Origin of the sequence: Burkholderia sp. USMB20 (genome assembly GCF_000949135.2) — a bacterium.
In the GTDB taxonomy this organism is placed as follows: domain Bacteria; phylum Pseudomonadota; class Gammaproteobacteria; order Burkholderiales; family Burkholderiaceae; genus Burkholderia.
On sequence record NZ_JTAN02000012.1, the window covers coordinates 250,131 to 263,800 of the forward strand.

Genomic DNA, 13,670 nt, shown 5'->3' on the forward strand with positions numbered 1-13,670 from the left:
GCGTCCCGCGCATCCGTATGCGGTGCGCGGGACGTTCGCACTCAATCGCTGTTTCGCGCGCCTTCGCCTGAATCGTTCTTGTGGAAGATCCGCTTCGTCGTGCGCTTGGTGGCATCCCAGCCTTCGCGCGACGCGTGCGCGATGCCGTGGCCGACCGTCTTCGCGGCGCTCGCGGTCGCGTGGCCGAAACTGCGCGCGGCCTCGCCGGTCTTGTGCGCGGCTTCCTTCGAATCGCGCTTGATGTCCTGCTTCACTTCCGACATGTCCGCGTGCGCGATCGGGCTGATCAGCGCGAGAACGAACGCGGTGCAAATGAACTGACGTGCTTTCACGGCCTGGTTTCCTTGGGGCTGGTTCATCTAGGGTCCGCGCGGCCCGCGGGCGGCGCAACACGTATGCCGGCTGCCGATGCATCGAGCATCACCGCGGCGCGGCCGCCGAGCAACACGCGCTCCCCGCAGCGCAGCGTGAAGCCGTACAGCACGGAGCGGTCGTCGCCGCCGATGCGTTCGGCATCGACGATCAGCGGCAGGTCGAACGTGTCGAGCCGGTCGACGAACGCGTCGACGTTGCGCACGCTCGCAAGATAGCCGGCGCGCGGCCGCGCGGGTTCCGCCTGCGCCTGCTGCGCACCGAGCAGCGCGCCGTGCACGGCCATCGCCTGTGCCGCATATTCGATCCCGCAGACCGACGCGAGCCGGCCGCGCGAGCGCAGCGGGTTGTGCGGGTCGCGGTGGCTCGTCGCGCTGCAGCGGATGCGCGCGGCGTCCCACGCTTCGACCCGATCGAGCAAGCACATCGCGCCGTCGTGCGGAATGTGCGCGGCGATCCATGCGCGATCGAGCGTGGCCGGCGCCGGCGCAGGCATCGGCGTCGAAACGGGCGTCGTCATCGCGCGTGCCTCGCCGCGGCATTCGGCAGTGCGATATCGACCTGCACGCGCGTATCTTCCAGATAGTCGAGCACGACGCTCGCCGCGCGCCGCGCCGCGAGCGCGTCGAGCAGCGGCAGCGCGCGCGCGGCCGGATTGCCGGTGCGCAGCGCGTCGAGTTCGGGGTTCGCGAGCGTCGTCGCCGGCGCGTCGGTGAGCCGCACGTCGATGCGCGCGAGCGTGCGTTCGCTCGCGTCGGGCGCGAGCACGAGCGCGACGCCGAATGCGTCGACGATCGGCCGCACCGCGTGCAGCGGCTCCGGATAGTCGGTGTCGTAGGCGATCAGCAGGCTCGGCACGCGATCGACCATGACCTGGCATACGCTCTCGAGCAGGCCCGCGGCGAAGCTGCCGTCGTGCGCGCACAGCACGTTCGACGTCGCCATCGCGCGGGTCGCGATGCTCCAGTAGCCGGCCGGCGCGTTGTGCACGGAGTTGTGAAAGCGCGTGGGCGACAGGTGGCGATCGTCGCCGGCGAGGGTCTCGCAGATCGCGTGGCAGTTCTGGCCGTCGCCGCCGGACGCGCTGAACACGGTCGCGAGCGTGGCCGCATCGCGCCCGCTCGCGGCTGCCGCTTCGAGGCCGACCGCGAGCGCGACGCGCACGACGGGGCCGGTGCGGCGGCGCTCCGCCGGCGGCAGGCCGGCAGGCGGCGGCAGCACGGTGCGCGCGCTCGCATAGGCCGCGCGGCCCGCGAGCACGTCGGCCGCGTGCGGCCAGTCGTTCAGTCCCGGCCCGACGAGGCCGACACTTTCGATGAAGGCGGTGACGGTCATGTCGGCTCCCGGCGGCTCGCATGCCCGGCGCGGCCGAGGATCAGGCTGCAGTTCGTGCCGCCGAAGCCGAACGAATTCGACAGGACCGCACGCACGCGCGCATCGCGGCTCGCGAGCACGTAGTCGGCGGCCAGCGCCGGGTCGGGTTGCGTCGTGTTGACGCCGGCCGGCACGAACTGTTCGCGCAGCGCCAGCGCGGCGACGACCGCTTCGAGGGCGCCGGCCGCCCCGAGCGTGTGACCGGTCGCGCCCTTCGTCGAGCTGCACGGCGTGCGCGCGAGCAGCGCGCCCACCGCGCGGCTTTCGGCGGCATCGTTGCTGGGCGTCGCGGTGCCGTGCAGGTTCACGTAGTCGATGTCGCTTGCAGCGAGGCCGGCCGACGCGAGCGCCTGTTCGATCGCGATGCGCGCACCGAGCCCTTCCGGATGCGGCGACGACATGTGATGCGCATCGCTCGATTCGCCGATGCCGAGCAGCAGGATCGCGTCGCCGTCGAGCGCGGCGGGCGCGTCGGGCACGCGTTCGAGCAGCGCGAACGCCGCCGCTTCGCCGATCGAGATGCCGTCACGCGCGACGTCGAACGGGCGGCACGGCCGGCGCGACAGCAGTTCGAGCGAATTGAAGCCGTACAGCGTCGTCAGGCACAGCGAATCGACGCCGCCGACGACGGCCGCATCGATCAGCCCCGCTTCGATCATCCGGCGCGCGGAGCCGAACACCTTCGCGCCGGACGAGCACGCGGACGAGATCGCCATTGCCGGTCCGCGCAGCGCGAAATACGCGCGCACGAACGCAGCCGGCGAATACGGGTTGTGCGTGTGCGCGTAGCGGAATCCGGCGGGCAGGGCTCCGCTGGCCGGATCGCGCTGCTCGTACGCGCGCTCGGTCTCGAGGATGCCGGAGGTGCTCGTGCCGACGAACACGCCGACGCGCGCGGCGCCGTGGCGCGACACGGCCGCCGCGACGCCCGCGTCGAAGCCGTCCTGGACGAGGCCGAGTTGCGCGAGGCGGTTGTTGCGGCAGTCGAAGTCGGCGAGATCCGCGCGCACGGGCTGCGCATCGACGCCGTCCACGGCGCCGATCCAGGTGTCGAGATCGGCGCGTTCGAAGTCGCACGGCGTGAGCCCGCCGCGTGCGTGGCGCAGCGCGTCGACGGTCGCGTCGAGGCCGCGGCCGATGCAGCTGGTGGCGGTGAAGTGCGAGAGCAGGAGAGGTTTCACGAGGGTCGTATCCGGTGGCCGGAACGGGCGCCGCAGCGGGGCTGGCGGGCGCGCCGGGCGTGGTCAGATTTTATCAAACGGGGCGGCTGGCATGCCCGGCCCGGCGGGCGGATCGGACGGTTCGGGGGCGAGCGCGGCGCGCAGCGTGGTCCAGTGCAACTGCGCATCGGCGGCCGCGTGCAGCAGCGCGGGCAGCACGTCGAGCACGACCGGTTCGCCACGCGCGTCGCGCGCCGCGTGGCCGTCGTGCACGAGCAGGATGTCGCGCGCAGCCAGGCCGTTCAGCAGGCGGTGCGTGACGGTATCCGCATCGCGCGCGCGGGTGTCGAAGCCGCGGCGCGTCCAGCTGGCGAGCTGCAGGCCGAACTCGCACAGCACCGGCTCGAGAAACGGATTGCGCATGCCGGCCGGCGCGCGGAAGAAGCGCGGGCGCGTGCCGGCGATCTCGGTCAGCGTCTGCTGCGCGGCCGCGATTTCACGGCGCAGCGCGGCGGGCCCCCACAGCGAGAACGTATGCCGGTGCCGCTGGCTGTGGTTCTCGACCGCGTGGCCGCGCGCGACGATCGCTTCGATCCACTGCGGATGGCGGCGCGCGAGATCGCCGATGCAGAAGAACGTCGCGCGCGCGTCGTGGCGATCGAGCAGGTCCAGCACGCGCGGCGTGACGTCGGGGTCCGGGCCGTCGTCGATCGTCAGCGCGATCCGGCGGCCGGCGCCGGCCGGCAGGCGCGTCCAGTTCGGCCCGAGCAGCGCGCTGCGCGGCCACAGGCCGGCGGCGGTCAGCGCGAGATGCGACGCGACCACGCCACCGGCGGCCCACGGCCATGCGGCCGGTTGCGCGACGACGGCCGCGAGCGCGCCCGCGTGCAGCGCGGCCGTGCCCGCGATCAGCGGCGTCGGTTTCCAGCGGCGCGCATCGCCGGGCTGGCGAGGCGGAACGGACGACGGGGCGTTCATGCGCGACCTCCTGTCGGCTCACGATGAAGGCTGCCAGCGGCCGCCGCCGCCGCGCGCGGCGCGAGAATCGCGGCGAACGCGAGCGCGAGCATCGCGCCGGGGCCGACGGTCAGCCCGAAGGTTTCGAGCAGCGGCACCCGCGACAGCGCGAGCAGGCCGAAGCCGGCGACCGTCGCGAGGTTCGCGATCAGCAGCGACACGAGCGTGTGCGGCGTGACGGGTTGCGCGTCGTCGCGCTTGCAGAAGAACAGCGCATAGTTCGAGCCGACCGCGACGATCAGCAGCATCCCGACGAGGTGCAGGATCGTCAGCGGCACGCCGGCGAGCGCGAAGCCGGCCGTCACCACCAGCACGGCCGCGACCAGCGGCGCGAGCGCGCGTACGACGCGGCGCGGCGAGCGCAGCGCGATCAGCAGCAGCACGGCGATCGCCGCGAAACCCGCGAGCGACAGCCGGATGTCCTCGTGCACGTAGTTCACGTACAGGCGGTCGGCCTCGGCCTTCATGTCGACGAACAGCGCGTCGGGCACGCCGGCGCGCGCGACGGCCGCGCGAATCGGCGCGGCATCGAGCGCCGGAGCCGCCGGACCGGTGCGTGCGACGTCCGGCGCGCGCAGCGGCAGCATCGCGCGCCAGCGGCCCGCGCGCTCGGTCAGCAGCGCGTCGACGGCGAGCGCCATCGACGTGCCGCGCAGGTCCGCGCGCGTGAGCAGCGGCGCGTGGCGTGCGGCCTCGACATCGGCGATGAACGGAGCGAACAGCTCGGGCCTGACCGGGATCGGCTGGTTCGCGACGGCCGCGCGCATGCGTGCGGCCAGCGTGTCGGCGTCCGGCAGGCTCGCCTGGCGCGCGCGCTGCGCAGCGTCGCTCGGCAGGTAGCGCGCGGGACTTTCGAAGCCCGCGAGCGCGCCGCGCTCGACGAGCGGCTGCAATTGCGCGGCGACCCGTTCCGCGCGTTCGAGCGCGGCCTGTTCGGTCGGCGCGGAAATCACGACGAGATAGCGCACGTCCGGCGCGCCGAGATCGGCGCGCAGGCGTGCGTCGAGTGCCTGCGCGCGAGCGGGCACGGGGCTCAGTGCCGCAAGCTCGCGGCTCCACAGGCCGTCGCGATGCAGCATGAGCGTCGCGCACGCGGCGAGCACGAGCGCGGCGAGCGGCCAGCGCAGCCGCGGCGCGGCAGCGGCCGCCCGCGCGAGCACCGCGCCGACGCGCGACACGTCGCGAATCGCGACGTGCTCGCCGCGCAGGTGCGGCAGCACGAAGCGCGTGACGAGCGCGGCGGCCGTCAGCCCGGCGATCGAGTAGAGCCCAAGCTGCACGAGGCCCGGAAAGCCGGAGAACAGCATCGACGCGAAGCCGCACACGGACGTCAGCACGCCGAGCCGGATCGTCGGCCAATAAGCGGCGATCCATGCCCGCGTCGCGTCGGCGGGCCGTGTGGTGCCGCGCGAGCCGGCCTGCGCCGATTGCACGAACAGGTAGATCGAATAGTCGACGGCTTCGCCGATCAGCGTCGTGCCGAAGCCGAGCGTCAGCCCGTGCACCGTGCCGAACGCGATGCCGACCGCCGCGATGCCGGCGGCGATGCCCGTCAGCACCGGCAGCAGCCCCAGCGCGAGCGTGCGCGGCGAGCGGTACAGCGTCAGCAGCAGCGCGACGATCAGCACGACGCTCGCCGTCGACAGCCGCTCGACGTCGTGCCGGATCGTGTCGCGCGTGTCGACCGAGAACACGCCTGGGCCGGTCATCGCGAGCGTGTACGCGGCCGGGTTCGGCAGCGCCTGCGTCGCGGCGGGGAACGCGCGGCGCACCGCGTCGATCGCGCGTGCCTGCGCATCGGTGTCGGAGCCGGGCGCGGCCGTCTGCACGACGAGCACCGCGCGCGTGCCGTCGCGCGACGCCCATACGCCGTCGCGGCTGGCTGGCTGCGCGCCGCTGTCGAGCTGATCGACGAGCGCCGTCACTTCGCCGGTCGGGTCGCGCGGCAGCAGCGCCTTCGCGACGAGCCCCGCCGACGAACTCAACAGGTCGAGGCTGTCGCCGAGCGCCTGGTGCAGGCCGTCCGCGCTGAAGCGCTGCGGCGCGACGGCCGGGCTCAGCAGGTAGCGATGGTCGAACACGAACTGCCGGTCGTGTGTGTCGTCGACGGCTTCGCCGTTGTTGATCGCCGAGAATTGCCGGTCGGCGCGCAGCGTGCCGGCGACGCGCCGCGACAGCGCGGCACGCGTGGCCGCATCGCCGCCGTCGATCGCGACGAGGATCAGCCGCGACACGATGCCGTCGCGCAGTTGATCGACGAGCACGCGCTGCCCCGCGCTCGGTGCGCGCGGCAGGAACGCGGACAGGTCGGCCGTGAAGTTCGCGCGGGCGATCGCGATCCCGCATGCGACGAGCGCGAGCAGCCACACGAGCACCGCGCGTTGCCGCCACGCGGGCAGGCGGTGCGTGACGGGGGCGGGCGGCCGGGTGCGATCGTCCATCAGTTCGCCGGGACGGGTTGCAGGCGCATCGTCGAACGGTCGCCGTCGGCCTGCCGGATCGCGACGCTGCGCAACACGTCGCGCGAGCCTTCGAGCGTGATCGTGCTGACGACCTTCAGCATCCGCGAGTCGAGCGGCGTGAGCGTCAGCGTCCAGTCGTCGCCGCGACCGGCGAGCGCGACCTTGTAGACCTGCTCGAGCGCATAGCGGTTGCCGGCGAGCGTCGCGCGGATGCTGTCGATGAACGCGCCGAGCTCCGGATAGCGCGCGAGCGCGAGCGTGTACTTGCGGTTGTTGCGCTCGACGGTGAGCATGTCGCCGTCGACCACGAGATGTTCGGGCTTCGGGTTCAGCGTGTGCTTCTCGAGATGGTCGGGTGCGACGAACACGAGCTCGCCCGACGATTCGAGCGGCTGCGTGGTGATCGACAGCGTCTTCGTCTCGGTGAACGTCGCGCGCCCCGACTTGTGCTGCGCGAGCGTCGACATCAGCCGGTCGAGGGTCCATGCCGAACCGGTGTCGGCCGCGTGCGCGGGCAGGGCGAGCGCGACGGCGGCCGTGACGGCGAACGTGCGTGCTGCTCGGCGCAGCGCGCGCGGGTGCGGCAGCGGGAACATCGGCAGCGACATCGGCGGAAAGCGGCGAACGGCGGTCATGCGTCGGAATCCCTCGTGGCGGACAGGCCGGCGCACGCGTGCGCCGGGTCGCGGCGCGCGGCGGCCGTGCCGGTCTGCCAGAAATCGAAATAGTTGAACCAGTTGTACGGCGCCGCGCGACAGTACTGGTCGAGCAGCGCGACGTAGCGCGCGAGCGCCGCGTCGACGGCCGCCGCGCGTGTGTCGCGGCGCACGTCGGAAAAATCGGCGAGCGTCTCGAAGTGCACATCGTAGCGGTTGCCGTCGCGATAGAGGCCCGTCATGAACAGCACCGGACGCCGCAGCATCGCGGCCATGTACAGCGGCCCGAGCGGGAATGCCGCCGGCGCGCCGAGCAGCGGCAGCCACCGCAGCGACGCGGTCGCGTCGTCGAGCAGCGTGCGGTCGGCGAGCATCCCGACCATGCAGTTCGCGTCGAGGCGTTCGCGCACCTTCAGCATCGAGTCGACCTGCCCGAGCGGAATCACTTCCGGCTTCGCGGCCGGGTTGACGGCGGCGAGCGTTGCGTTGATCTTGCGCGCGTTCTCTTCGAACATCGTGACGACGACGCGCAGGTCCGGGCGCGTGCGGCCGATCGCGCGCACGACTTCGAAGCTGCCGAGATGCGCGCCCATCAGGAATGCGCCGCGCCCGCCGGCAAGCGCGGCGTCGACCCGCGTTTCGCCGTGCAGCCGGATGTCGAACAGGTCGAAGCGGCCGTTCATCAGGTAGATGCGGTCGTGGATCGTCGCCGCGAACGTGAACACGTGCCGGTACACGTCGCGCCAGCGCGCGGGACGGCCGAGCACGCGGCGCAGGTAGTCGCGCGACGCGGCGCACGCGACCGGCGAGAACAGCACGAAATAAGTCGCGACGGCATGCAGCACGATGCGCGACGGCCGCCGGCCGAAACGCAGCGAGATCCAGGTCATCACGCGCAGCAACCCGGCGTTGCTGCGTTCCTGGCGCTCGGCCCATGCGGTGCGCTTCATGGCTGCGCGCCGTCCTGCGCGGCCGGCGGCGCGGACAGCACGCCGGTCGCGACGTCGCGCGCACCCGCGCGCAGCGTGAAGCGGATCGCACCGCCGACCGCAGCATCGAACGCGAGATCGAGCGCCTCGCCCGGCGCGACCGGGCTCAGGAATTTCGCGGAAGCCAGCCGCCACGTATCGAGCGGGCGATTCAGCGATGCGCCGAGTGCGGCGATCGCGTGATCGAGCAGCACGACGCCCGGCACGATCGGACGACCGGGGAAATGGCCGGGCAGCGCCGGATGATCGGCGGGAATCGTGAACGCGAGCGGCGCGTCGGGCGCGTCCGTCGCGGCGCGCTCGCGCACGTCGGCTCCGGCGGCGCGCGTGTGCCGTGCGACGAGCGCCGCGAGCACGTCGCGCGGCAGCTTGCCCGTTTCGTTGCGCGGCAATGCGTCGACGAACACGAGCGGGCGCGGCATGAACGCGGGATCGATCCGTTCGCGCAGCGCGCGCTGCACGTCGGCCGCGGCGAGCGTCGGCGCGACCACGAGCGCGACGAGGCGCGTGACCGGTTCGCGGGTCGCATCGGCGTCGGCCGGCGCGATGTCGTCCGGCATGAAGAACACGCCGTCGACGACGTCGGCAATCGCGTTCAGCTGATGGTTCAGGTAGGCGAGCGACGTGCGCTTGCCGGCGATGTTGACGAGGTCCGCCTTGCGGCCGTGCAGCAGGAACCGGCCGTCGCCGAGCAGCTCGAGCGCGTCGCCCATCGGCACCGGGGTTTCGACGTGTCCGCCCGACACCCACACGGTCGGGCCGCTGTCGTCGCCCGCGGCATCGTGGTCCGACGCGTCGTGCGCCGCGCGCGCGTCGAGCCGGATGTCCGGGAACGGTTGCCACGCGGCGCCCTGCGACGTGCGGCGCGTCGCGATCTGGCCGGTTTCGGTGCTGCCGTAGATCTCGACGAGCGGCGCCTCGAGCGCGGCTTCGGCTTCGCACGCGAGTTTTTCCGACAGCGGCGCGGTGGCCGACAGCACGAGCGCGGCCGGCGGCAGCGCATCGCCGGCCGACAGCAGCGCGCGCAGGTGGATCGGCGACGTGACGAGCACGCGCGGCTGCGGGATCGCGGCGAGTTCGTCGCGAATGTCGACCGGGTAGAACGGCTGGCGGTTGCTGAACGCGAGGCCGCCGATCAGCGCGAGCAGCACCGTCGATTCGAAGCCGTACATGTGCTGCGCGGGCACGGTGCCGATCAGCGTGGCCGCGCGGCCGTCGAGCAGGCCGAGGCGCTCGGCCGCCGCGCGCACGCAGCCGACCAGGAAGCCCCAGGTCTTGCGGTGCGGCACCGGCGCGCCGGTCGAGCCGGACGTGAACACGTACGCCATGATCCGCGACGCGTCGATCTGCGGCACCACGCACGGTGCGTCGCCGGGGAGTTCGCCGGGTGCGGCGTCCGGATACGCGAAGCGCGGCAGGTCGATCGTGCAGTCCGGCGCGTCGTGCAGGCAGAACGCGTCCGGTGCGAACGACGCGAGCTGGCGCACCATCTCGGGCGTGTGCGTCGACGGCAGCAGGCTGATCCTGCCGGTGACGAGCGCCGCGCACAGGCTGACCGCGAAGCGGTAGCGGTCGCGGCACACGTTGAACACGTGGCGGCCGGCGGGCAATGCGGCGGCCACGCGCGCGACGTCGGCGACGAACGTGCGGACGGTGACGGGCGTGCCGTCGCGCCAGGCGATCGTCTGGTCCGGCGAGGAATGGAATACCAGCGGGTGAGTCGGCATAAATCGGTCAAAGCGAAAGGCGGTCACCGGCGCGGCCGCGCTGCGGCGCCGCGCCGGCCATGAATTCATCGTGACGGCTGCGTCGACGCACGGTACGCGCGCACCGCGTCGACCATCCGCGGCCGCGCGTCGTGCGGCAGCGCGAAGCGCCGGCACGCATGCTCGGCGGCGAACATCACGGCGACCAGCGGCAGCGACAGGTAGTTCGCGAATGTCGACCACGCGACGATCGGCGCGGTCGCGAACAGCAGTGTCGACACTGCGGCGATCGCGACGAAGAACAGCGTCCATGCGAGCGTGATGTGCCGCGTGTAGCGCGCGACGGCCGGCGTGATCGTGCCGTGGATCAGCGTCGCGAAGCGCGTGCAGAGCGGCACCTGGCCGGCCGCGAGGGTGCGGCCGAACAGCAGCGCCATCGCGAGGTTGAAGCTCGCGTGCTCCAGATACAGGCCCCATTCGAAATGGCGCGCGAAGCGGGATGCGCACGGCCCAACACAAGCGCGACGGGCGGCCAGCGCACCGCCGGACGAGCCAGGCGCGCCGCGGCGAGCGCAAGTGCCGCGGCCGAAGGCGCGAAGCAGCAGTGGCGGCACGAGCGCCATCGCGAGGCGAAGCCGTGCGCGCCGGCGTCGCGGGCCGCCGCGTAGTTGCGCGCCGATCTGGTACGCCGCCACGCGGCGACCGCGCCGGCGCCGCGGGCGAATGCCGGAGCGGCGTGGCTCATCCGGCCGCTCCGGCGCGCGGCGGCGGTTTGCGCGTTGCCCGCGGCTGCCGCGGCACGGCGGCAAAAACGACGGACAAACTAGCGGACAAAAACCGGAAGCGAGGGAGCGGAACGGGCGCGGCATGGTTGCTGGAAACATCGGGCGGATCGGGGCCGGACGCGTGCGTCGGGCCGTCAAACATCATATGAATGGCGGCCGGGACGCTAGTCCGGGCCGGCTGTCGTGCACGCACATTTTAGGGCCGCGGCGCGGCGGTTCGAGGCAGGTGCAGCCGGGTTTTGTAACCGAATGTATGGCAGCGCACTGAAGCTTTTGCGGCGACGATCCATTTCCATCCGAAGCGGCTCAAGCGTCTGCTGCGATCGGGTCCCGAAACCGGCCGCGGCGGGGGCCCTTCAGTCTGTAACCATTCCCCGTATACGTGCCGATACCCATCGTCTAGAATCCGCGTAACTTTTACAAACGATCCCCAATAACGCAGGCGGGGAAGCCGGCAGACGCCGGAGGGACGGAGATTCGCGCGCCTCGCACCGCGCCGGGCGTGCACGACGGTTGCCGTTTTCCGGGCGCCTCCCGCTGCCATGGGCCGCCTGCCCGCAAGCATGATGAACGCACTGGAACAAGAGCTCGCCACGCTGATCATCGGCGAACTGAATCTCGAAGACGTCCCGCTCGAAACGGTGACGGCCGGGACCCCGCTGTACGGCGAGGGCTTCGGGCTCGACTCCATCGACATCCTGGAAATCGCGCTGCTGATCTCGAAGAAGTACGGCTTCGAGCTGCGCTCGGACAATCCGGACAACCAGAAGATCTTCGCGACGCTCGGCGCGCTTGCCGCGTATGTCGCCGCGCATCGCACGAAGTGACGGCGGCGCGCGCGGGCGCGACGCGGCACGCAGAGGATGACGGCACGCGGCGGCGGTGGCTGGATGCACCGCCGCCGCGTCGATCGAGGAGGAACGCGATGAACGGAGCAATTCGATGCGGGCGCTCGTAACGGGCGGCAGCGGCGCACTCGGGCAGGCGATCTGCACGACGCTCGCGCAGGCCGGCCACGAAGTCTGGGTACACGCGAACCGGAATCTCGCGCAGGCGCAAGCCGTCGCGCAGCAGATCGTCGCGGCCGGCGGCATCGCGCATGCGATCGCATTCGACGTGACCGACGCGGATGCGACGCTCGCCGCGCTCGCACCGTTCGTCGACGACGCGCCGGTGCAGATCCTCGTCAACAACGCGGGCATTCACGACGACGCGCCGATGGCCGGCATGTCGCGCCGGCAATGGCACAGCGTGATCGACGTGACGCTCAACGGTTTTTTCAACGTGACGCAACCGCTCCTGCTGCCGATGATCCGCACGCGGCGCGGCCGGATCGTCAACATCGCGTCGGTCGCCGGCGTGACCGGCAACCGCGGACAGGTCAACTACGCGGCCGCGAAGGCGGGGCTGATCGGCGCGACGAAGTCGCTGTCGCTGGAACTCGCGTCGCGCGGCATTACCGTGAACGCGGTCGCGCCCGGCATCATCGAGTCGCCGATGGCGGAACATGCGTTTCCCGCCGAACGGATCAAGCAGCTCGTGCCCGCGCAGCGCGCCGGCCGGCCCGACGAAGTCGCGGCGATGGTCGCGTATCTGGTATCCGATGCGGCTGCCTATGTGACGGGGCAAGTGCTGTCCGTCAACGGCGGCCTCGCATGACGACGCGCGCGGCGTCGGCTTGACGCGTAGCAACGGCGCGCAACGCGGCGCGTGGCCACGATGCCGCGAGCCCGCGCCGCATAGTGAGGAAATCGAAGTGTCAGTGCATCCAGTCGACGCCGAACGGCGAGCGTGTTCCCCGTCGTCCGCCACCAGCGCGGTCGCACGCGGACCCATGGCGGCCACGTCCACCGCGAACGGCGGCAATCGTGCGTTGCGGCTCGTCCAGATCGATCAGGCACGGCTGGCTGCGCTGCTGCACGATGCGCAGCAGCGGGGCGACGCATTCGACCGCGTGTTTCCGGGTGCGCTGGGCGCGGTCTGCATCGGCGCGGCCGGGTCGCCGGCTGATGCGATGGCGCGCGTGCTCGCCGCCGCCGCGCCCGACCTGCCGCTCGCACCGGTGCAGATGGCGCTGCTCGATGCCGGCAGCCATGCACGCGCCGATGCGGTCTGCGAAATCTGGCAGTGCGACGCGCGCGACCTGCGCGGCGAGCGACGCGGCGCGCTGCAGTACCGCTACAGCGCAACGGCGGGGCTCGTGTTCGGCAGCATCGTCGTGCAGGAAGCGCAGGCAGCGCAGGAGGCTCAGGAATCGGCCGATGCGGATCGCGACGGCGGCACGCCGCTCGAGCGCGCGACCTACGACGCGTACCGCGCGCTGTTCGACGTGCTCGATACGCTCGGCATCCCGCATCCGCTGCGGATCTGGAACACCGTGCCGGCGATCAACGCGCAGCAGTTCGGGATCGAACGCTATCGTCAGTTCAATATCGGCAGGCAGCGCGCGTTCGACGCATGCCGCCGCGCGCTGACGGGCGGCGTGCCGGCCGCCTGCGCGCTCGGTTCGGTCGTGCCGGTCGCGGGCGACACGCCGCCGGCCGCGCCGCTCGCGATCCATTTCATCGCGAGCCGTGCGCCGGCCGATCCGGTCGAGAACCCGCGCCAGGTCAGCGCGTATCACTACCCGGCCGAGTACGGCCCGCGTGCGCCGACGTTCGCGCGCGCGGCCGCATGGCCGGGCGACGCTGCCGCGCCGCTGCTGTTCGTGTCGGGCACCGCCAGCATCGTCGGGCATCGCACCGTGCATCACGGCGACGTCGTCGCGCAAACGCGCGAGACGATCGCGAACCTGGCCGCCGTGCTCGAGCAGGCCGCGCGGCAGGGGCACGGCCCGTTCACGCTTGCCGACCTGAGCTACCGCGTCTACGTGCGCGACGCCGGCGATGCCGCGGCGCTCGCCGCGGTCGAACGCGCGTTGCGCGATGCGGCCGGCCCCGGCGTGCGGCCGCTGTTCGTCCACGCGGACGTGTGCCGCGACGATCTGCTGGTCGAGATCGAGGCGAGCGCCGGCCATCCGCTGGAGCACCTGTCGTGAAGCGCGCGGGCCTGTCGCTGCGCGAACCGTCGCCGCACGCGGGCGGCGTCGACGAAGCCTGTCGGCCGTCGCCTGCAGGTCATAAACTTTTGTCAGGATCCTCGTCTTCGCA

At 72.2% G+C, this 13,670-nt stretch carries 13 protein-coding genes; 3 read left to right on the forward strand and 10 right to left on the reverse strand.

Annotation, left to right across the window (positions count from 1 at the left end):
• Nucleotides 1–41 precede the first annotated feature (41 nt).
• The 10 genes from PL79_RS14340 to PL79_RS14385 form a co-directional block, all read right to left on the reverse strand.
• Complete coding sequence (locus tag PL79_RS14340) at nt 42–359, reverse strand: hypothetical protein (RefSeq protein WP_044847443.1); 318 nt, start codon at nt 357–359, stop codon at nt 42–44.
• Nucleotides 356–892 carry a hotdog family protein gene (locus PL79_RS14345; RefSeq protein ID WP_044847442.1) on the reverse strand — a complete coding sequence of 179 codons (537 nt, stop codon included), beginning with the start codon at nt 890–892 and terminating at the stop codon, nt 356–358. Before PL79_RS14345 ends, PL79_RS14340 begins: the two co-directional genes overlap by 4 nt.
• Nucleotides 889–1,707, reverse strand: a complete 819-nt coding sequence (locus PL79_RS14350; protein ID WP_124488575.1) for a beta-ketoacyl synthase chain length factor — start codon at nt 1,705–1,707, stop codon at nt 889–891. The genes PL79_RS14345 and PL79_RS14350 overlap by 4 nt, the downstream gene beginning before the upstream one ends.
• Nucleotides 1,704–2,927 carry a beta-ketoacyl-[acyl-carrier-protein] synthase family protein gene (locus tag PL79_RS14355; RefSeq protein WP_044849204.1) on the reverse strand — a complete coding sequence of 408 codons (1,224 nt, stop codon included), beginning with the start codon at nt 2,925–2,927 and terminating at the stop codon, nt 1,704–1,706. The genes PL79_RS14350 and PL79_RS14355 overlap by 4 nt, the downstream gene beginning before the upstream one ends.
• Nucleotides 2,928–2,990: 63 nt before the next feature.
• Complete coding sequence (locus PL79_RS14360; protein ID WP_044849205.1) at nt 2,991–3,884, reverse strand: polysaccharide deacetylase family protein; 894 nt, start codon at nt 3,882–3,884, stop codon at nt 2,991–2,993.
• Complete coding sequence (locus PL79_RS14365; RefSeq protein ID WP_044849206.1) at nt 3,881–6,364, reverse strand: MMPL family transporter; 2,484 nt, start codon at nt 6,362–6,364, stop codon at nt 3,881–3,883. Before PL79_RS14365 ends, PL79_RS14360 begins: the two co-directional genes overlap by 4 nt.
• Nucleotides 6,364–7,020 carry an outer membrane lipoprotein carrier protein LolA gene (locus tag PL79_RS14370; RefSeq protein ID WP_044849207.1) on the reverse strand — a complete coding sequence of 219 codons (657 nt, stop codon included), beginning with the start codon at nt 7,018–7,020 and terminating at the stop codon, nt 6,364–6,366. Before PL79_RS14370 ends, PL79_RS14365 begins: the two co-directional genes overlap by 1 nt.
• A complete protein-coding gene (locus PL79_RS14375; protein WP_044849208.1) occupies nt 7,017–7,991 on the reverse strand; it encodes an LpxL/LpxP family acyltransferase in 975 nt (324 codons plus the stop codon). The genes PL79_RS14370 and PL79_RS14375 overlap by 4 nt, the downstream gene beginning before the upstream one ends.
• Nucleotides 7,988–9,757, reverse strand: coding sequence for an AMP-binding protein (locus tag PL79_RS14380; protein WP_044849209.1), 1,770 nt, complete (start codon nt 9,755–9,757; stop codon nt 7,988–7,990). Before PL79_RS14380 ends, PL79_RS14375 begins: the two co-directional genes overlap by 4 nt.
• A 65-nt stretch (nt 9,758–9,822) precedes the next feature.
• Nucleotides 9,823–10,350: a hypothetical protein gene (locus PL79_RS14385; RefSeq protein WP_235879268.1), complete on the reverse strand. Its 528-nt coding sequence runs from the start codon at nt 10,348–10,350 to the stop codon at nt 9,823–9,825.
• A gap of 713 nt (nt 10,351–11,063) precedes the next feature.
• On the opposite strand from PL79_RS14385, the gene PL79_RS14390 reads away from it, so the two are divergent.
• The 3 genes from PL79_RS14390 to PL79_RS14400 all read left to right on the forward strand — a co-directional run bounded on the left by PL79_RS14390 (nt 11,064) and on the right by PL79_RS14400 (nt 13,558).
• Nucleotides 11,064–11,348, forward strand: coding sequence for a phosphopantetheine-binding protein (locus PL79_RS14390; protein ID WP_014896047.1), 285 nt, complete (start codon nt 11,064–11,066; stop codon nt 11,346–11,348).
• A gap of 115 nt (nt 11,349–11,463) precedes the next feature.
• Complete coding sequence (gene fabG / locus PL79_RS14395) at nt 11,464–12,180, forward strand: 3-oxoacyl-ACP reductase FabG (RefSeq protein ID WP_044848585.1); 717 nt, start codon at nt 11,464–11,466, stop codon at nt 12,178–12,180.
• Nucleotides 12,181–12,277: 97 nt separating this feature from the next.
• A complete protein-coding gene (locus tag PL79_RS14400; RefSeq protein WP_044848586.1) occupies nt 12,278–13,558 on the forward strand; it encodes a chorismate transformation enzyme, FkbO/Hyg5 family in 1,281 nt (426 codons plus the stop codon).
• Nucleotides 13,559–13,670: the final 112 nt, after the last annotated feature.